The 19007-nt window shown below is 63.1% G+C and carries 17 protein-coding genes and 3 pseudogenes; 9 read left to right on the top strand and 11 right to left on the bottom strand.

Annotated features, from left to right (window positions below; genetic code table 11):
- Positions 1–6 precede the first annotated feature (6 nt).
- Together IF809_RS28250 and IF809_RS28245 are read right to left on the bottom strand one after the other, a co-directional pair.
- Positions 7–660 (bottom strand): L-fuculose-phosphate aldolase, encoded by a 654-nt coding sequence (locus tag IF809_RS28250; RefSeq protein WP_462839166.1) that lies wholly within the window; start codon positions 658–660, stop codon positions 7–9.
- Positions 661–831: 171 nt separating this feature from the next.
- Positions 832–1458, bottom strand: a complete 627-nt coding sequence (locus tag IF809_RS28245) for a MarC family protein (protein ID WP_462839165.1) — start codon at positions 1456–1458, stop codon at positions 832–834.
- Between the two features lie 145 nt (positions 1459–1603).
- On the opposite strand from IF809_RS28245, the pseudogene IF809_RS28240 reads away from it, so the two are divergent.
- The 8 genes and pseudogenes from IF809_RS28240 to IF809_RS28205 all read left to right on the top strand — a co-directional run.
- A pseudogene (locus IF809_RS28240) lies at positions 1604–1726 on the top strand (DUF3606 domain-containing protein); the annotation flags it as partial.
- 6 nt (positions 1727–1732) lie between these two features.
- Positions 1733–2551, top strand: a complete 819-nt coding sequence (locus IF809_RS28235; protein WP_462839171.1) for a gamma-glutamyl-gamma-aminobutyrate hydrolase family protein — start codon at positions 1733–1735, stop codon at positions 2549–2551.
- 3 nt (positions 2552–2554) lie between these two features.
- Complete coding sequence (locus IF809_RS28230; protein ID WP_462839164.1) at positions 2555–3742, top strand: carboxylate-amine ligase; 1188 nt, start codon at positions 2555–2557, stop codon at positions 3740–3742.
- 88 nt (positions 3743–3830) lie between these two features.
- A complete protein-coding gene (locus IF809_RS28225) occupies positions 3831–4037 on the top strand; it encodes a hypothetical protein (protein WP_462839163.1) in 207 nt (68 codons plus the stop codon).
- A 102-nt stretch (positions 4038–4139) separates the two neighbouring features.
- Positions 4140–4712: a YciE/YciF ferroxidase family protein gene (locus tag IF809_RS28220; RefSeq protein ID WP_462839162.1), complete on the top strand. Its 573-nt coding sequence runs from the start codon at positions 4140–4142 to the stop codon at positions 4710–4712.
- A gap of 184 nt (positions 4713–4896) precedes the next feature.
- The gene (locus IF809_RS28215) at positions 4897–5277 is read left to right on the top strand and encodes an Hsp20/alpha crystallin family protein (RefSeq protein WP_453996297.1); all 381 of its coding nucleotides are present in this window, start codon (positions 4897–4899) and stop codon (positions 5275–5277) included.
- A gap of 8 nt (positions 5278–5285) precedes the next feature.
- Complete coding sequence (gene lon / locus IF809_RS28210) at positions 5286–7679, top strand: endopeptidase La (protein ID WP_462839161.1); 2394 nt, start codon at positions 5286–5288, stop codon at positions 7677–7679.
- Between the two features lie 5 nt (positions 7680–7684).
- Complete coding sequence (locus IF809_RS28205) at positions 7685–7840, top strand: hypothetical protein (RefSeq protein ID WP_462839160.1); 156 nt, start codon at positions 7685–7687, stop codon at positions 7838–7840.
- A 71-nt stretch (positions 7841–7911) separates the two neighbouring features.
- On the opposite strand, the gene IF809_RS28200 is transcribed toward IF809_RS28205, so the two are convergent.
- The 4 genes from IF809_RS28200 to IF809_RS28185 all read right to left on the bottom strand — a co-directional run bounded on the left by IF809_RS28200 (position 7912) and on the right by IF809_RS28185 (position 11932).
- On the bottom strand, positions 7912–8214 hold the full coding sequence (locus IF809_RS28200) for an HU family DNA-binding protein (protein WP_128964917.1): 303 nt from the start codon (positions 8212–8214) through the stop codon (positions 7912–7914).
- A gap of 342 nt (positions 8215–8556) precedes the next feature.
- Complete coding sequence (locus tag IF809_RS28195; protein ID WP_462839159.1) at positions 8557–9789, bottom strand: acetyl-CoA C-acetyltransferase; 1233 nt, start codon at positions 9787–9789, stop codon at positions 8557–8559.
- A 117-nt stretch (positions 9790–9906) separates the two neighbouring features.
- Positions 9907–11370, bottom strand: a complete 1464-nt coding sequence (locus IF809_RS28190) for a GH1 family beta-glucosidase (RefSeq protein WP_462839158.1) — start codon at positions 11368–11370, stop codon at positions 9907–9909.
- A gap of 154 nt (positions 11371–11524) precedes the next feature.
- Positions 11525–11932 (bottom strand): hypothetical protein, encoded by a 408-nt coding sequence (locus tag IF809_RS28185; RefSeq protein WP_462839157.1) that lies wholly within the window; start codon positions 11930–11932, stop codon positions 11525–11527.
- A gap of 374 nt (positions 11933–12306) precedes the next feature.
- On the opposite strand from IF809_RS28185, the pseudogene IF809_RS28180 reads away from it, so the two are divergent.
- Positions 12307–12543: pseudogene (locus tag IF809_RS28180) on the top strand (hypothetical protein).
- 570 nt (positions 12544–13113) lie between these two features.
- On the opposite strand, the pseudogene IF809_RS28175 reads toward IF809_RS28180, so the two are convergent.
- From IF809_RS28175 to IF809_RS28155, 5 genes and pseudogenes are all read right to left on the bottom strand, one after another.
- Positions 13114–13493: pseudogene (locus IF809_RS28175) on the bottom strand (IS5 family transposase); the annotation flags it as partial.
- A 138-nt stretch (positions 13494–13631) separates the two neighbouring features.
- Positions 13632–14393, bottom strand: coding sequence for a molybdate ABC transporter substrate-binding protein (locus tag IF809_RS28170; protein WP_462839156.1), 762 nt, complete (start codon positions 14391–14393; stop codon positions 13632–13634).
- Between the two features lie 426 nt (positions 14394–14819).
- Positions 14820–16427, bottom strand: coding sequence for a flavin-containing monooxygenase (locus tag IF809_RS28165; protein ID WP_462839155.1), 1608 nt, complete (start codon positions 16425–16427; stop codon positions 14820–14822).
- 440 nt (positions 16428–16867) lie between these two features.
- Complete coding sequence (locus IF809_RS28160) at positions 16868–17965, bottom strand: HupE/UreJ family protein (protein ID WP_462839154.1); 1098 nt, start codon at positions 17963–17965, stop codon at positions 16868–16870.
- Positions 17962–18978, bottom strand: a complete 1017-nt coding sequence (locus IF809_RS28155) for a hypothetical protein (RefSeq protein WP_462839153.1) — start codon at positions 18976–18978, stop codon at positions 17962–17964. The genes IF809_RS28160 and IF809_RS28155 overlap by 4 nt, the downstream gene beginning before the upstream one ends.
- Between the last annotated feature and the right edge of the window lie 29 nt (positions 18979–19007).

Genomic DNA, 19007 nt, shown 5'->3' with positions numbered 1-19007 from the left:
GCCCGCCTAACCTTCCGATAGGCCGTAGCCGGCCATGCGCTGGCGGACCCGCTCGATCTCAGCGCCGGAGAGCAGCGGCGGTTTACCGATCTGGAGGCAGCCGTGATACTGCCGCGCCAAGGTCTCGACCTCGACGGCGAGCCACATCGCCTTGTCGAGCGTCTTGCCGATCGCAATCATGCCGTGATGGTCGAGCAGGCAGGCGAGCCGGTCCTCCAGCGCGCGCACCGCATGCTCGGACAATTCCGCCGTCCCGAAGGTGGCATAGGGCGCGCAGCGGATGCTGTCGCCGCCGGCGGAAGCGATCATGTAATGCACCGGCGGGATTTCCATGCCCATGATCGCCAGGACGGTGCAATAGGTCGGATGGGCGTGCACGACGGCGCTGACATCGGCGCGCGCCTTCAGGATGTCCAGATGGAAGCGCCACTCGCTCGACGGCTTCTGGTTGGGCGCGTGCGAACCGTCCATTGCCATGAAGACGATCTGGTCCGGCGTCAGGGCGTCGTAGGGCACGCTGGTGGGCGTGATCAGCAGCCCATCGCCATGCCGCACGCTGATATTGCCCGATGTCCCCTGGTTGATCCCAAGCGCGTTCATGCGCCGGCAGGCGTCGATGATGGCCTGTCTCTTGCCGAGCTCGTCCACTGTCATCGACATCTCGATCTCATCTCCACCTTCTTGGCGATGGGCGCTTGTTAGACCGGAAGTACGTCAAAGCAATGTGGCAGCGCAAGCGAAAGCGGACCCGTTCGGGCGCGGCCTTGCCTGCGCTCTCATTGCACCAAGAAATCGATTGTAAAATCAATGGATTAAAAGTTCGTCACAGTCCTACGCGAGGCTGGCCCGGACGGCCGCAATGCCGTTGATCACGAACTGCACCGAATAGGCGGCGAGCAGCATGCCGAGCACGCGCGAGAGCACGGCATTGCCGGTGCGCCCGAGCGTCCGTGCGATCAGCTGCGCTGAAACGAAGCAGAACATGCAGAGCAGGCAGACGGACACGACGACGGCCATGATGATGGCGAGCTTGGCCCCATAGCCGGCATCACCGGCCAGCAGCAGCATCGTCGCGATCGCGCCGGGGCCGGACATCATGGGAATGGCGAGCGGAAACACCGCCACATCGGAGGCGTGCTCCGCGGTCGCCTTGTCGGCCTCTCGCGCCTCGCGATGCGGCCGGTCGCCGAAGATCATCTGATAGGAGACGCCGAACAGCAAGAGCCCGCCGGCGATCTGGAAGGCGGGAATGCCGATCCCGAGCTGGCGCAGCAGCCAGTTTCCGACCAGCGCGATCATGACCAGGATCGAGGCCGCGATCAGCGGCGCCCGCAGCGCGATCGTCCGTTTGACCTTGCCAGGCATGCCGGCGGTCGCGGCCAGGAAGGCCGGCACGAGTCCAACGGGATCGACCACGAGCAGCAGCGTGACGAAAGCGGACAGGGCGAAGTCGATCATGCACGCGCCTCCCGGCGCGATGCGCCATAACAAAAGTTAACCCTCGAGCTCGGAAAAAAATCGAGCAGCTCGATGCCCCAGCAACCAATCGCGCCGACTGCCGTTTCAAAAGGCATCAACATCCAAGCAAGAGCAGTCGAGACAATTGCACGAGCCCCGTTCCAGAATTGATCCGCACGATCCCATTGCCTGCAGCCGCTGGGCGCTTCGATTAGGGACAAATGTCAGAGAACTCAAGGCCGCGATCCATCAATTCGGGAGCGCGGCGGATGCAGTGGCCTACGGCCTCCAGCAGTGGCGGCGCAGCGCCTCGCGCGGGCAGTGGCAGGGCCGCGGCGGTGCGCCGCAGGTCGGGATTCTCTCCGACACCATGATTGCGCGCGGCGAACAGCTCGCCTCGGTCGCACTGATTTGCGTGAAGGCAATCGGCCTCGTGGCCGGCGCCGTGCCACGGATCCTGCCGGCGGAACCCGCGGCTGATATCGACGCCTATCTCGATGGCCTCGACGGCCTGTTCGTCGGCGGCGGGCAGACCAACGTTCATCCCTCCCGCTATGGCCAGATGGCGGACGAGGCGCGCGACGGCCCGTTTGACGAATTCCGCGACGAGGTTGGGCTGCACCTGATCCCGCGCGCGCTAGCGCGCGGCCTCCCCGCGTTGTTCGTGTGCCGCGGCATCCAGGAGCTGAACGTCGCCTTCGGCGGCACGCTGGCGAAGGAGCCGGACGATCTGCCCGAGGACAAACGCCATGGCACCCCCGCGGCGGACAATGAGGATGCGCGCTACCGGCTGCGGCAACAGCTGACGCTGCGCAACGACGGCCTGCTGCAGGAGATCTGCGGCGCGGATACTATCACGGTGAATTCGCTGCACAGCTTCATGATCGCCGACCTAGCGCCGGGCCTCGTCGCGGAAGCAGTGGCCGAGGACGGCTCCATCGAAGCCGTCAGCGTGGAGGGTGCCAGCACCTTTGCGCTCGGCACGCTCTTTCATCCCGATTATTGGGCGAGCACCGACCACACCTCGGCGCGCATCATCTCGGCATTTGGAGACGCGGTTCGCCAGCATGCGACAGCGCGGGAGACCGCATAGGCCATGCACCGCTACCGCTTCGGGATTGAGGAAGAATATTTTCTAGTCAACCGCCAATCGGCCGCGCCGCGCTCCGAGTTGCCCAAGCCCTACATGGCGGCGGCGCAGAAACGCCTCGGTGAACGTCTGACCACCGAGATCCTGCAATCGCAGATCGAGGTCGCGACGCCCCCGCTGGCGAATTCAGCCGATGCGATAGCCGAGCTTGCGCGCTATCGCGCGGTCCTTGCCGAAGTCGGCAAGAACCACGGCGTCGGCATCCTGGCAGCCGGAACGCATCCGCTGGCGCAGCCGCAACAGCAGCGCATGACGCGCAAGCGCCGCTACAGCAAGGTCATCAACGATCTCGGAATGGTCGGCCTCGGCAACCCCATCAGCGGGCTGCACGTCCATGTCGAGGTGCCCGATCCGGACTTGCGTGTCGAGATCATGCACCGACTGGTGCCGTTCCTGCCGCTGCTGCTGGCGCTGTCGACGTCCTCACCGTTCTGGTGCGGCTACCCCACGGGATTGCTGGGCTACCGCAATGCCGCCAATGACGCCCTGCCCCGGACGGGCTTTCCCGAGATGTTCCGCAACCTCGCCGAATACGAGACTTATGTGAAGACATTGGTCGACGCCGGCATCGTCCCCAACGCGACCTATGTCTGGTGGGCGCTGCGACCCTCTCTGCAGCACCCCACCCTGGAGCTTCGCATCACCGACTGCTGCACGGCGATCGCGGACTCGGTGGCGATCGCGGCCTTGTTTCGCGCCCTGGTCAGGCACGCCGTCCATCATCCCGATCTCAACGCGACCCATTCGGCCGTGCACCGCGCGCTAATCGAGGAAAATCGATGGCGGGCCCAGCGCTACGGAACCGACGGCACCTATATTGATCTGGCCTCCTTCGAGCCGATCTCGTTTCGAAGCTGGCTCGAGGCCGTGATCGCCAAGCTCGCGGGCGATATCGCGCATCTCGGCATCGAGGACGACATCCAGCATCTCAGGTCGATCCCCAAGCGCGGCACGTCGGCGCATCTTCAGCTCGAATATTTCCGCGGCCTGCGGAAGTTCGGCCGCTCGCCGCGGGAAGCAATCGGCGACGTCACGAAATGGCTGCGCACGTCCACCGAGGCCGGCGACTTCACCGCCCGGGGCGGCGAACCGAAGGGCCCTCCGGCCCGGCAGCCTTTGGCCGATCTGGTCTGACGCGTCGCGTTCGCAACTAGGAACGACCTTCGGGGCGCCGCTTTAGCTCAATTGAACCGCAAGAAATGAAATAAGGTGGAGATCATCCATGAGCGACAGCGGAGTTGGCATGCTGCTGGGCCACGCCTCGGCCCAGATGGTTTGGCTGATGTTCATCGGCGCGTTCGTGCTCGGCGGCGTCCTCGTCTACGGGGTGATGAAGGCCGGCCATCTGCGTCGCAGCGAGCGCGCGCGCCTCGACCGCGCGACCGAGGAGCGACAGCGTCAGGAAGACCCCTACAAGCGGACCGGCTAGCGGGCTTATGCGCCCGAATGGGAACCTTTGACCTCGCCGCGTCTTGATCGCGCGAGGATAGAGGAAGGGGGTGCCTTCCCGTTCACCTCGACAGGAGGATTTATGGCCAAAAAAGCAAAGAAACGCACAAGCAAGAAATCATCGACGCGAAGCACGCGGTCGCGCCAGCCCCAGAAAACACTGAGCGACCTGTTTCTGGAAACGCTGAAGGATATCTATTTCGCCGAGAACAAGATCATCAAGACCCTGCCCAAGATGGCCAAGGCGGCCAACTCGAAGGACCTCGCGGCCGCCTTCAACAAGCATCTGCGCGAGACGCAAGGCCAGGTCAAACGTCTCGACCAGATCTTCAAGATGCTGGGCAAGCCGGCCCGCGGCAAGCCCTGCGAAGCGATCAACGGCATTACTGACGAGGGCGCCGAGATCATGAAGGATTTCAAGAACGCCCCTGCCCTCGACGCCGGCCTGCTCGCCGCGGCGCAGGCGGTCGAGCATTACGAAATCTCCCGTTACGGCACCCTGCGTACCTGGGCCGAGGAGCTCGGCATGCAGGACGCTGCAAGGCTGCTCCAGGAGACGCTGGACGAGGAAGAGGCGACCGACCATACGCTGAGCGAACTCGCCACCTCCGTCATCAATCTCGAGGCGGAAGAAGACTACCGGGCCGCCGCCTGACATCAGGTTCGTCCAATTGTTGCCTCCGACGCCGCGGAACATCTCCGCGGCGTCGGTGCGTCTGAGCGCAAGTGGCTCCTCGCCTTCGGGGGCCAGGCATGCTGCAAACGCGCGATGCTGGAATTTGCGGGAACCATCCCCATATCCTCGTTTTCCAACCGCAGCGCCTTCCCCGAGTTTAGCCATGCCCAAAAATCCCTTCGACTGGATGCTGTCCGAAGCCCTGGACCAGCTGACCCGCGGCGAACGCATGCGCCAGCAGTTCGGCCGGCAGGAAGCCTGCTGGGAGCCGCCGATCGACGTGCTCGAGACCGAGCACGAACTCCTGATCCTGGTCGCGCTTCCCGGCGTCAATCCGGACAATGTCGAGACTGTCATCCATGACGGCGTGCTGGTCATTTCCGGACAGCGCACATTGCCGCCGGAGCTTCGCAAAGCCCGGATCCACCGGCTCGAACTGCCGCAGGGGCGTTTTGAGCGCCGCATTGCATTGCCCCTTGGTCGCTACGCCATCAGCCGCTTCGTGATGGACGGCTGCGTCGCACTGCGCCTCGCCAAATCCTGAGGTCGATCATGGCCACCGAACAGATGAATACCGCACAGACCAATTCCGAGAACGGTTCCGACGTGAAGATTCCCGAAGACGCACTGATCATCATCCCCGTGCGGGAGATGGTGCTGTTTCCCGGCGCCATCGCGCCGATCGCGATCGCGCGGCCGAAGTCGGTTGCCGCCGCGCAGCAGGCGCTGCGCGAGCAGCGGCCGATCGGCATCGTCCTGCAACGCAGCCCCGAGATCAACGAGCCCGGCCCCGACGACCTGTATCGGGTCGCGACCATCGCCAACATCGTGCGCTATATTACCGCGCCCGACGGCACGCATCATATCGTCTGCCAGGGCGTGCAGCGCGCGCGCATTCTCGACTTCCTGCCGGGGACGCCGTTCCCGGCCGCGCGGATCCAGCAGATCCCCGAGCCGACCACGAATTCGCCCGAGATCGAGGCGCGTGCCCTGAACCTGCAGCGGCAGGCGATCGAGGCGATCGAGCTGCTGCCGCAGGCGCCACCCGAGTTGGTCGCGATGTTCCAGAGCACGACCGCGCCCGGCGCGCTGGCGGACCTGGCGACGTCGTTCATGGACATCAAGCCGCAGGACAAGCAGGAGGTCTTGGAGACCATCGACCTCGCCCTGCGCGTCGAGAAGGTGTCGAAGCACCTCGCCGAGCGGCTGGAGGTGCTGCGCATCAGCAACGAAATCGGCCAGAAGACCCGCGCCAGCTTCGACGAGCGGCAGCGTGAGGCGATCTTGCGCGAGCAGATGGCGACCATCCAGCGTCAGCTGGGCGAAGGCGACGGCAAGGCCGCCGAGGTCGCCGAACTGACGGCTGCCATCGCCAAGGCCAACATGCCGCCGGAAGCGGACGCGCACGCCAAAAAGGAGCTGCGCCGCTACGAGCGCATGCCAGAAGCCGCCGGTGAAGCCGGCATGGTCCGCACCTATCTGGACTGGCTGATCGAATTGCCTTGGGCGCTGCCCGAGGAGAAGCCGATCGACATCAAGGAGGCGCGCGCCATTCTGGACGCCGACCATTTCGGCCTGGAGAAGATCAAGAGCCGGATCATCGAATATCTGGCCGTGCGCAAGCTGGCGCCACAGGGCAAGGCTCCGATCCTGTGCTTTGTCGGGCCGCCCGGGGTCGGCAAGACCTCGCTCGGCCAGTCCATCGCACGCGCGATGGGGCGCCCCTTCGTGCGCGTCAGCCTGGGCGGCGTGCACGACGAGGCCGAGATCCGCGGCCACCGCCGCACCTATATCGGCGCGCTGCCCGGTAACATCATCCAGGGCATCAAGAAGGCGGGTGCCCGCAACTGCGTGATGATGCTGGACGAGATCGACAAGATGGGCCGTGGCGTGCAGGGCGATCCCTCCGCCGCCATGCTGGAGGTGCTCGACCCCGAGCAGAACGGGACGTTCCGGGACAATTACCTGGGCGTGCCGTTCGACCTGTCGCGCGTGGTCTTCATCGCGACCGCCAACATGCTGGACCAGATTCCGGGGCCGCTGCTGGACCGCATGGAGCTGATCAGCCTCGCCGGCTACACCGAGGACGAGAAGCTGGAGATCGCGCGGCGCTACCTGGTGCGGCGGCAGCTGGAGGCCAACGGCCTCACCGCCGAGCAGGCCGAGATCGAGCCCGAGGCGCTGAAGCTGGTGGTCAAGGGTTATACCCGCGAAGCCGGCGTGCGTAACCTTGAGCGCGAGATTGGCAAGCTGTTCCGCCATGCGGCGGTGCAGGTTGCCGAGGGCACGGCTGCCAAGGTCGTGGTGACGACGAAGGATATCGCCACCGTACTGGGCCAGCCGCGCTTCGAAGGCGAGATCGCACAGCGCACCAGCATTCCGGGCGTCGCCACGGGTCTTGCCTGGACGCCGGTCGGCGGCGACATCCTGTTCATCGAAGCCTCGCGGGTGCCGGGCAAGGGCGGGATGATCCTGACCGGCCAGCTCGGCGACGTCATGCGCGAGAGCGTCCAGGCGGCAATGACGCTGGTCAAGAGCAGGGCCTCGCAGCTCGGCATCGATCCGCAAGCGTTCGAGAAGAGCGACATCCATGTTCACGTCCCCGCGGGCGCAACCCCGAAGGACGGGCCGAGCGCGGGCGTGGCGATGTTTACGGCGCTGACGTCGCTGCTCACCAATCGCACGGTGCGCAGCGACACGGCGATGACCGGCGAGATCTCGCTGCGCGGACTGGTGCTGCCGGTCGGCGGCATCAAGGAGAAGGTGGTGGCTGCGGCCGCCGCCGGATTGAAGCGGGTGATGCTGCCGGCGCGCAACAAGCGGGACTACGACGACATCCCGAAAAGCGCGCGGGACAATCTCGAATTCATCTGGCTGGAGCGCGTCGACGAGGCCATCGCCGCAGCGCTCGAGCCTGCGGAAGCCAAGGTCGAAGCGGCGGAGTGAATACGATGAAGAAACTGCTGGAAGACGCGAGAAGATCGCGGAAGGCGCAGCGGCTGCGCCGGCTGCTCGATCGTGCCATCGACGGGGTGCGCGATGCGCTCGCAGGACCGGAGCCGCGGCTTCAACCGATCCCGGTCCGGGTGAAGCGCCGCAAGGGTTGAGCCCTCCGTCTCAGGCCCTCGCGGCTGCCCCAAACAAAAGGCCCCCTCCATACGAGGGGGCCTTTGCGTTATCAGGCCACGGCGTCCTTGGCGGCCTTGACCGGGCGGGCGCGGACGATCTTCCGGGCCGGCTTGGCCTTGAACATCATCTCTTCACCCGTGAACGGGTTGGTGCCCTTGCGCGCCTTGGTCGCGGGCTTCTTGATGACCACGAACTTGGCGAAGCCCGGCACCAGGAACAGGCCGTTCTTCTTGAGCTCCTTGTGGCCGACGTCGGTCAGCGTCTCCATGACGCTCTTGACGTCGCGCTTGGAAAGCTCTGTGGCGGTCGCAATCTTTTCGATCAACTGCGATTTGGACATTTGGGTTGCCATCGTGTCTCCTCTGATTCGTGACGGCTGCATATTAGACCAACCGGCGAAGGCCTATAGCCTTCTGCACAGTTTTGTCGCGATTTTACGGGCTTTTTGCCCCGCTGTAGCAAAAAACCCTGCATTTTAGCCACTTCCAAGGTGGAAGGAGCCTTGAGCAGCGGATTTTGCCTTGTTTCAAAGGCCCGCACGACATCTTGCTAGAACTGATTCGCCGCTTTCGACAAGCGAAGACCGGCCTCTTTGTGAAAGGAGGCGCATGTTTCACCCTGAAAAATAAGGGTCGGATCGCATGTCGCCGGTCTTCCTCCCCGTAAAAACAGGGAGAAACCGACGGGCGATCGGCTAGACGCGTTCGATGATGATGGCCGGCGCCATGCCGCCGGCGGCGCACATGGTGACGAGACCGCGCTTGAGGTCGCGCCTTTCGAGCTCATCGAGCACGGTGCCGATCAGGATCGAGCCGGTCGCGCCGATGGGATGGCCGAGCGCGATTGAACCGCCATTAACGTTGACCTTGGCGCGGTCGAGCTTGAGATCGCGGATGTATTTTTCCGCAACGACCGCGAAGGCCTCGTTGATCTCGAACAGGTCGATGTCGTCGATGGAGAGCCCGGCCTTCGCCAGCACCTTGCGCGTGGCCGGGACGGGCGCGTTCAGCATCAGGGTCGGCGAGTCCCCCATATTCGCCATCGCAACCACGCGGGCGCGGGCTTTAAGGCCATGCGCCCTCGCGTAAGACGGTGACGCCAGCAGGATCGCAGCAGCGCCGTCGACGACGCCGGAGGAATTGCCGGCATGGTGCACGAAGTCGATGTCGAGATCGGGATATTTCTGCAGGATCAGGCCGCGATAGGTCGTTCCCTTGTCGTCCAGCGCATAGTCGGCGATCGCGGGAAACGCCGGCTTCAGCGCGGCGAGCCCCTCCATCGTGGTCTGCGGCCGCGGATATTCTTCGTGGTCAAGTGCGAGGCTGCCATCCTCGCGATGAACCGGTATGAGGCTCTTCTTGAAGTGGCCTCCTGCCATCGCTTGCGCGGCGCGCTTCTGGCTCTCCAGCCCGAGCGCGTCGACGTCATGCCGTGTGATGCCTTCGAGCGTCGCGATGGCATCGGCACAGACGCCCTGATGCGACTGCGGGTGCCGGGCGCGAAGCCGCAAATTGCCGGCGTCCATCATCATCGGACCGCCGCCGCGGCGCCCTTCCATCGACATCATCTCGCAGCCGCCGGCGATAACGAGGTCTTCCGCCCCTGCCATGATCGAGCTTGCGGCCATGTTGACGCTGGTGATGCCAGAACCGCAGAAGCGATCCAGCGTCACGGCGCTGGCGCGTACGTCATAGCCGGCATCGAGCGCCGACATGCGGCCGAGATCCCCACTTTGCGTCGCAACCTGCGCGCTGCAGCCCCAGACGATGTCATCGACATCTGCCGTGTCGATGCCCGTCCGATCGGCGAGCGCGCGCAGCACGGTGGCACCTAATTGCTGCGGATGAATGCCGGAGAGGGCTCCCTTGCCCGCCTTGCCGATGCCGCGCGGGGTGCGGCAGGCATCGATGATCAGCGCGTCGCTCATGGGTGTGTCCTCTTGTTATCAGTGTTGGGGGTGGTTTTGAATCAGGGGCACAGCGGAGTCAATGCGCGGCGTCTACGGCCTCTCGCCGGGATTTTCCGCTGCGCGTAAAATCCACCATCACGCTCCCGCCGCGTTCTTTGCAATCACATTGCGATAGAAGCTCGCGCTCAGCTTTGGCGTCCGCACCTGGGTGTCGAAATTGACGTGATAGAGCCCAAAGCGCTTGCTGAGTCCGAACACCCATTCAAAATTGTCGATCAGACTCCATAGGAAATAGCCCCGTACCGGTACGCCCTCGGCGGTGGCGCGCTGGAGCTGGGCGAGATAATTGCGCAGGTACATAATGCGATCGGTGTCGTAGATCTTGCCGTCTTGCGTCACCTGGTCCTCGCCGGAGGTGCCGTTCTCGCTGATATAGATCGCGTTCGTCTTCCAGATATTGGCGGCCAGCTTCGGCACCCAGTAGATCGTTTCGGGGCCGACGCGCAGCCAGTCCGAATTCATGTGCGGGAACGATTTCGGGATCGGCAGCGGCATGTAGCCCGCGCCCTGGTCGGCCGCGACGATGTAGTGCTGCGGCGCGTAGATGTTGAGGCCGAGGAAGTCGACCGGCGAGGAGATGATCTTCAATTCCGCGTCGGTGTATCTCGGCGCGGCCGCGCCGGCATATTTGAGGAACGCCTCGGTGTAGCCGCCGGTCATGATGACGTTGAGATAACCGGCATTCAGCTCACGCAGCGCAATCTCGGTGGCACGCACGTTCTCCGGCGTATCGATCGCCGGAATGCAGGCATCAACGTTCTCGGCCGGGCCGACACGCGTGCCGGAGCGGCCATGGGCGCGCACCGCTTGCACCGCGAGCCCATGCGCGAGCGCGGTGTTGTGCCGGATCTGGTTCACGTCGGCCTGCGGCAAGGTGAGGCCCGGCGCATCGATGCCGATGCCATAGCCGAAATAGACGAAGCGACCGCTCTCATTCAGCGTGAACACGTTCTTGACGCGATCGGTCAGGTGCTCGGCGATATAGGCCGCGTAATCGCCGAAGATCTTGCAGGTCTCGGTCGAGCGCCAGCCGCCGAAACGGTCCTGCAGCGATTGCGGCATGTCCCAATGATAGAGCGTCAGCCACGGCTCAATCCCGTTCTTCAGGAGTTCGTCGACCACGCGATTGTAGAAATCAAGCCCTCTCGGATTGGGCTTGCCGTCACCGTCCGGGAACACCCGCGGCCACGCCACCGAGAAGCGATAGGCCTTGCAGCCGAGTTCCTTGATAAGCGCGATGTCGGCCTTGTAGCGGTGATAATGCTCAGCGGCGCGATCCCCGGTCGTGCCGTCCTCGATCTTGCCGGGGATACGGACGAACTTGTCCCAGATCGAAGCCCCTCTCCCGTCTTCGTTGACCGCGCCCTCAACCTGATAGGACGAGGTCGCCGTACCCCAGACGAAGCCCGCCGGGAAGGTCTGCGCGTTGCGCGACTCGGTCGCTGGCCTGGCGTCGGCGGCCTCAAGCGGGCCCGTCATTGCAGCTGCCGATACTCCCGCGATTTTCGCGAACTGGCGACGCGAGACCTGGTCCGACATTGATGCTGCCCCGAGATGATTGACGCGGCGGCACAATGACGGGACGCAGGCGATTTGAGAAGCGCCGACACCAAAATTTGAGGATACAGAATCGCTCTGCTTCCGGGCGACATGTCGCAGCAGGCGATGCAGCAAGCCGCGACGGCGCCTGCGCTCAGCGCGATCGTTTCGGCAGCTTTGGCAGCCTGCCGGGACTAAAGGCCGGGATCGGCCCGGTTCGTTCAGGCCGAGCCGCCGAAGGTTCCGTCAGAATGAGCGTTCCCTGAAGGACCACTCCCCGTGCCTGCCCTGCTGTCGCCGTGTAGGTTGCGATCTTGTCGGGACAGGTCCCCTCGATGTCCAGCGTGAGATCATCATAGGTACCGAAGACCGTGTCGCGTCCCTCCGTATGACGCTTCGTCGACACGGTTGCCGTGAACCGATCGCCATCGATCTTGCAGGAGCCGTGATACGTCATCAGGCTGTCGCGGCCCCAGATCTGGCCGTCCGCGACATGGACGATCCCGGTGCCCTGGTCGAGCGGGGTCTTGTACCACGCCGTGTAGGTGCCGTCCTTCAGCATGGGAGCAACCTCCCCTGGTATTCCCTTCCGATCATCCGCACGAGGAGCACTAACAAAGCCTTAATCCGGCACACCGTGCCAATCCGGAGAATCTCGTCGCAAGCCGGCTGCGAGTGCTCGATAATGCCGTGGAGCAGGTCCACCGCAAGTGGAAAGCGACTTCCCGCAGGTGCAACTAGCGCGCGATGTGAAATTGCCGTTCTTGGCCTGTCCTCGCCCTAGGTGTTCAGTCCCGAGGTCAAGTGGATTGAATCGATCCGGAAGCAGTCTGGCTCGTTTGCCCAAGCTGTACAGATTACTTCATCGCGGACTCAGGGTGCCAGGTTCGGTGCAGCGGGCAGCACGTCGCCTAGCGTGACCGCAAGGAGCGACCGATGTCGGAGGTGACCTACTACGTGGCGCTGCCGTTCGTCCTCACCGACGACGGGAAGCGGTGGAATGCTTCAATCCGGACGCCGCGGTGATGAAGGCCGAAGCCTTGCCCTGCAAGCTGAGTCACGTCGGTGCCATCGCGTTCTCGCGCAGCGGAGACACATCGAGCGGCGACTTCTCCGACGCCAAAGCTGATCCGCAAATTCGGCGACGTGCCCGACGATCTGAGCGTGTTGTGAAGCTCGACTGGATCCGCAACGAGATCACCCGCATGCGGGGACAGATCCGCGGCCAGGAGCGGGAGGTCAGAATGCTGCAGCGGACCGGAGTGGCGACCACATCGGCCGAACTCCTGCTCACACGCATGCGGGCGAAGGTGGATGATCTCCGTCGCCAGCGGGAGGAACTACGGAAACGGAAGGGTGCTGCAGCCACGCGAAGTTGAGCTGGCTCAAAGCGAACCTGCCCATGAGGCGTAGAGTTGACAACGTACCGAGCGGCATGAGCGCGCGCTCCGGTGCATTACGGTTGCGGAGATCCGGACTCCTAGGCACTCCGGGCTCCGCTCCCTCGTTACGACCGCAGATACGGCGTCGGCTCCGAGAGCGACCCGCGGGCAAGTTCGACGGAACGAATCCCGAGACTGCGGGTTGGAGGTTGAAAGCATTTGACGGTTTGAGAGCTCGATCGGCCCTGACAGCAATTCGGCTGTCGGGGCCGATTTTCGTTTGCGTGCTGCAGCGACGACATCGATCTTCGTTAGTGCACAGCGAAGCCACGCGGCGACTTCCGGAACCCTGCGCCAGCCGTACAACCGCATGAATTTTGCTCGTTAGGCCACCGCGTGACCTTCCCATCGACTGGCGCTGGTTTCGCGTGATGCAGGCTCCATGCTGATGCACGCGGGCAATGGAGGTGTCTATCATCTGAACAGCGGCGTCATGGGCAGCGGCAAGCGCGTCGATGATGCGGCCCCAGACGCCAGCCCGCTGCCAGCGGACGAAACGGTTACAGCAGGTCGTGTAAGGGCCAAAATGATCAGGCAAATCGCGCCAAGGTGCTCGGATCGCAGGACCCAGAAGATGCCATGGAGGACACTACGGTCGTTCACCCGAGGAACGCCACGCGGCTTGTTCGGCAGCATGGGTTGGATGGCAATCCATTCATGATCGGCGAGTTCGTAGCGCATGATTCGAACCCCCAGTTTGGAAGCTTGAATCACAGCGACCTGGTCCGCCGCAACGCTTCGAGGCAGGCGGCGGTTGGACGCTTACGGGCAACCCGCCGACAATCCTGTTGAAACCGTCGAAAATGACCCCCGGTTGCCTCAGCCCGGCGCCATTCCCTTCGCCTTGATGATGGCTCTTGCTTCCGGCGACTTGAGGTACCCGAGCAGCGCTTTTGCGGCATCTCCTTGCTTTGTGTCCGCGGCAACCGCGCCCGTAAAGACGACTTCTTGCTGCAGGTCCGCAGGGAATGGGCCGACGACGTCTAGGCCAGGGGCGGTGAGCACATTCAGCAAGAACACGCCTAGCTCCGCTTCGCCCTTTGCAACCGCCGCAACGATCTCGGCTGGTGCCGCTTTTGCCTGAAGCTTGCCCTTGATTGCGTCGGCGACACCAAGTCGTTCGAATGCTTTCATCACTTGCGCACCTGCAGCACTTGCTGGCAGTGTCGCAATCGACTGTGCTTTGAGCAGCGCAGCCTTAAATGCGTCAGGTGTGCCGATGTCGGGCTTTGGAGCGCCAGCTCGCACCGCAACACCTAGGCCAACGCGCGCTACATCGGATGTCGTGCCGGCGGTGAACTTTGCACGTGCTGCTGCGTCCTGCATCACCTCGACCGGCACGACGCCGACGTCAAACGACTTTCCCGACGTCGCCTCCTTGATCAAATTTGGCGTGGTGCCGAAGAAGATGTCGAGCTGGTGTCCGGAGACTTGCTCGAACTTCGGTTTCACCTCAGCCCACACCGCGGTCATCGCGCCGCCCGCCAGAACCCGCAGCTCGGCTGCGTGTCCGTTCTCGACCAGAAATGTAACAAACACCGAGGCGAGGAATGCCGGGCGCGCAAAACTCAGCGCTTTCATGATGTGCTCCACACTGGATTCACACAGCTTAGCAGTTCGACTGCTCAGCGCCATGTTTACCTGCCTGCAAGCGGCGAATCGCCCGGGGGTCCGAAAATGGCCTATCGCGACATATTGCGCCGCCACACGAACTCAGCCGCTGTTGGCGCGAAGCCGACATTGCCTTCGTTGCATCACGCCGCTGGGTTTATGGGTACCCGGCCTGGTTGATGCCGCTGCCTCCCAATCAGGGCTAAAGTGTTAGGTAGCAATCGGGAATCGTATTCCCGGCCTCGAATGTCGCCTTTGTTGTTCAAGTGCCCCGCGTATCCCGCGACAGGAGCACAGCGGCCTAGGCGTCAACCAGGATTTGCACCTGCGGCGGCGACTTTCCGGGGCACGCTTGGGCCGGTGAGAGGTGGTGGCCCGGAATTCGGTAGCAAATGCTTACGATAGAGCGAAACCTTCGTAGCCGCGAGTAACGACGTTCTGGCAGATCTGGCGATAACGGACCAATCCGCCAGCATACGGCATGAACACCTGCGGCTTGCCCGGAATATTGGCCCCGAGATACCAGGAATGCTTTGCCTGCGGCAGCAGTGTTCGGGCAGCAGCCTCGTTGACTTCGCTTACCCATGTATCCACGGCGTCTGCCCGTGCCTCGATGCGCTCCAGTCCGTTAGTCCGCATGTGAGCGATGCAATCGGTGATCCAGTCGACATGTTGCTCGATGGCGACGGGCATATTGCACAAAACTGATGGACTGCCCGGCCCCGTGATCGTGAACATGTTTGGAAAACCAGCGACCTGCAAACCCAGGTAGTTGCGTGGTCCGGCCGCCCACACATCCTTCAGTGCGATCCCGTCGCGCCCGCGGATATCCATCTTGAGTAGCGGTCCCGTCATCGCATCGAACCCTGTCGCGAAAACTATGATATCCAGGGGGTACTCGGCCTCGTCCGTGCGAATTCCAGTCTCAGAGATCTGCCGGATTGGCGCAGCTTTGACGTCCACGAGCGTGACATTCGGCCGATTGTAGGTCTCAAAATAGTCGGTATCGATCGGCGGTCGCTTGGCCGCATACGGATGATCGATGTCAGCGAGGACTGCTGCGGTGTTGGGATCCTTCACAACCGAGCGGATTTTCCTCTTTATGAACTCGGTGGCCGTGTCGTTTGCTTCCTTAGAAATGAGCATGTCCTCAAAGGATGCGCGGAACTGCAGCCCCCCGCGCTCCCAGGCCTCCTCATAGATCCTCTCGCGCTCCTCTGGCGGCGTGTCGACCGCTTTGCGTTCCGCGACCTTGAACCCCATGCCGTTGTAAGTTTGATGTGTGGTCGCGCGTATTTCGCGAGCATTATCTTTAACGTACTGCTTGAAGTCCGCCGTCAGCGGCGCATTGCGCGCTGGGACTGAATAGTTCGCGGTACGCTGAAACACCGTCAGATGCTTCGCTTGATCGGCAATCACCGGAATCGCCTGGATGGCGGTCGATCCGGTGCCGATTATTCCCACCCGCTTACCCGCAAACTCGACGCCTTGGTGCGGCCACTGCCCGGTGTGGTACCACTCACCCTTGAACGTCTTCAGCCCGGGTATGTCGGGCACGTTGGCAGCGGACAGGCAGCCGACTGCAGTAATGAGAAACTTCGCGATAAAGGTCTCGCCCGTTTCTGCACGGATGTGCCAGCGATTGGTGGCTTGCTGATAATGCGCCGCCGCGACCCGAGTACCGAATTGAATGTCGCGTTTCAGGTCAAGCTTGTCGGCAACGAAATTCAGATAGCGCAGAATTTCTGCTTGGCCAGGATAGCGCTCGGACCACTCCCATTGTTGCATCAAGTCAGGGGAAAACGTGTACCAATAAACATGGCTTTCAGAGTCGCACCGAGCTCCAGGGTAGCGATTCCAGAACCACGTGCCCCCAACCCCATGAGCCGCTTCTACAGCTTTGACTTTCAAGCCAAGATTATCCCGAAGCCGAAGCAGCTGGTAGAGACCAGAAAAACCCGCGCCAACAACCAGCGCGTCCAGCTCAATTGGTTTGTTCGACATTGCTGCACTCGCTCACTACGCCGCCCTATATAAGGCTAGGTATTCCGGCAGCGCCACAAGGTGATGGTGCGCTGCGCCATGGTGATTTCGATTAACATAACCGTCCCGGTACGTGCGCTCAAGCTCGCCTCTCTGCTCAATGCAGCTCGCTGCCGGGCGTCACCCTCCAAACTCTCGAATGCACTCCTTCAAAGACCGAGCCGGCCAGATGTGAACATTGCTGCTGCAACTCCTCTTATGAACGGCGGGCGGGAACCAAATTCTCGGACCTGCCGCCGCGAGAAGTCAATTTCGGTGGCGACAAGGCGCAAAGTCGCTCGCCATGAAAGCCGGCGCAATGCGCGGCCGTGCCGCTTGCTGCTCCCCGACCGGCGCGGGCTCGGGTGGTATCGAATGGATCGCAGAGAAGTTTTTTTTAGCTGATCCGATCGGTTCGGTTGTTATGCATCGAGCACGCGCGTGAAGAACCAATAGCTGCCGAGCACTGTAATCACAGCCGACAGCGCATAAACCAAAGCTGCGCGCCGTGCCGGCTTGGCTCTGTCAATCGCCGCGAGTTGCTCAAGGGCGATCAGCACCGGAATCACGATTGCAACGATCGCGACTTGGCCGATCTCGACGCCAATGTTGAACGCGGCAAGTGCCGGCACGATCGCATGTGGCGGGACGCCGATCTCCTTCAGAACGCTGGCAAAACCGAAACCGTGAATCAGCCCAAACATGAAGGTCACTCGCCAGCGCCGGTCGAGGTCCCGCGAGAAGAAATTCTCGATCGCAACGAATACGATCGACGCCGCAATCGCCGGCTCGACGATCCGGCTTGGGATGACGACGATGCCGAGCGCGGCCAGCGAGAGCGTAATCGAATGCGCAATCGTGAACGCCGTCACGATCTTGATGACCGGCATGATCCGTGTGGCCCACAGCACGACGGCGACTAGAAAGGCGATATGGTCATAGCCGAGAAAGATGTGCTCGATGCCGGCGATCAGATAGCTGTGCATCGTCGAGGCGAGCGAGGGTGGCGGCGCCGACAGCGTCACGGTCGCTTTGTCGGCATCGAGCAGCGCCTGCGCCTCTTGCCCGCCTTGCACGATGAGGACGACCTGCCGCGCGGTCGGGTCGTTCTCGGTCAGAACCGTGGAGCGATAGAGGATGTCGCCGGGAACAGTGGCGCAGGAATACGTATTGCGGAAGATGACACCGTCACCGTCGGCGAAGATCCCCCCCTCGCTCGCGGCGCACGCAACACCGCTATTGTTTGATATGCCGAGATTCGCATTCAGATAAGCAAGGATTGCTGGTGTGGCAGCGGCGACGGCGGCGGGATCGACCGCGTCCTCCTTTGCATCATAGAGCCTGGTGCCGATCAGACGGTCGACGTCGCTGCCCTTGAGCCCCATCTCGACGGTGACCGTGCGATCGCCGGAGAGAGCAAGGCGCGTCGTCAAGAAGTTGATCTGGTGCGCCGCTGCCGGCGGCGCCAAACTCTGCGGGAAGGCGGCAAGCAGGATCGCGCAGAGTAGCGGATACCTCACGAGCCCGCTCCGACCGCACGCAACAGCTCGGTGAGCCGGCGCATCTCGAACTCGGCGACGGTGACTACGGCACCGTCAGGCGCGAGCCGCGCGTAGCGGTCGAGGGGATCGGCTGACACGCCGAATTCGAGCCGCGCCAGCGGCGCAGACGAGTCCCGCGCGAACGCCAGCAAGATCAGGTGCGGCAGGTTGAGGCCGTAGCGCGCGAGCTGCGACGGATCGGCCGGACCGATGCGCGTCTCGACGGCACTCGCATCGAATGCGCGCAGCGCCGTATCAATGATGCCCGCCTGCTCGGGATCGGCGACGTGGGTGATATCGCCGCCAGCGTGGCTATGCTGGCCCTTATGGCGGAACCACTTGCCGTCGATGTCGCGCTCGAACCGGGTGAGCTTGCCCGCAAAGACGATCTCGATCGCCCAGACCTGCTCCATCGACACGGGCAGTAGCAAGTCCTTGCCGCGTCTAGACGCGCTAGCACCGGCCTGATCCCGGAAGCGGCGTGCGATGTCGAAGGCCACACGCCACTCCTCGGCGACATGACGCGGCATCAAAGCGACCGCGGGCCGGCCGGCGAGCCGGACATAGTGCGAGGTGCTCGCCGGATTGAGCACGCCGAAATTGATGGTCGCAGCAGTGCCGTTGGCTTCGATTGCAGCGACGATGACTGGCGGATCGAGCCCAAACTCGGCGAAGCTTGCGACGGTGAGCTCGCTCGCTGGAATCTCGCGCACGACATCACTGACATTGATCAGCCGCAGCGCCGTATCAAGATGCTTGCCGAGTTCGGGCGGCACCGCGCCATCGACAGCTTCGATACTCCAACCGCTCGCCCCGTGGATGAGCACGATACTGTTGCCCCCAGAGCGGATCGCGACGCGACGCACGTCGGCCGGCGCAATCGCCACCAGGCCCTTTGGCGCGAACGCGACCTTGCTACGCAACTCCGGCCACTGCCCGCTGATCACAAGTGCGGCGAGCAGCGCCAGCAGCAACGCGGCCAATAGCGGCATTCGCCATCGTCCGGTCGTGCTTGCAGCCG

Source organism: Bradyrhizobium sp. UFLA06-24 (assembly GCF_054967145.1).
Note: the sequence above shows the minus strand (reverse complement) of the source record. Positions and strands in the feature narration are given on the sequence as shown.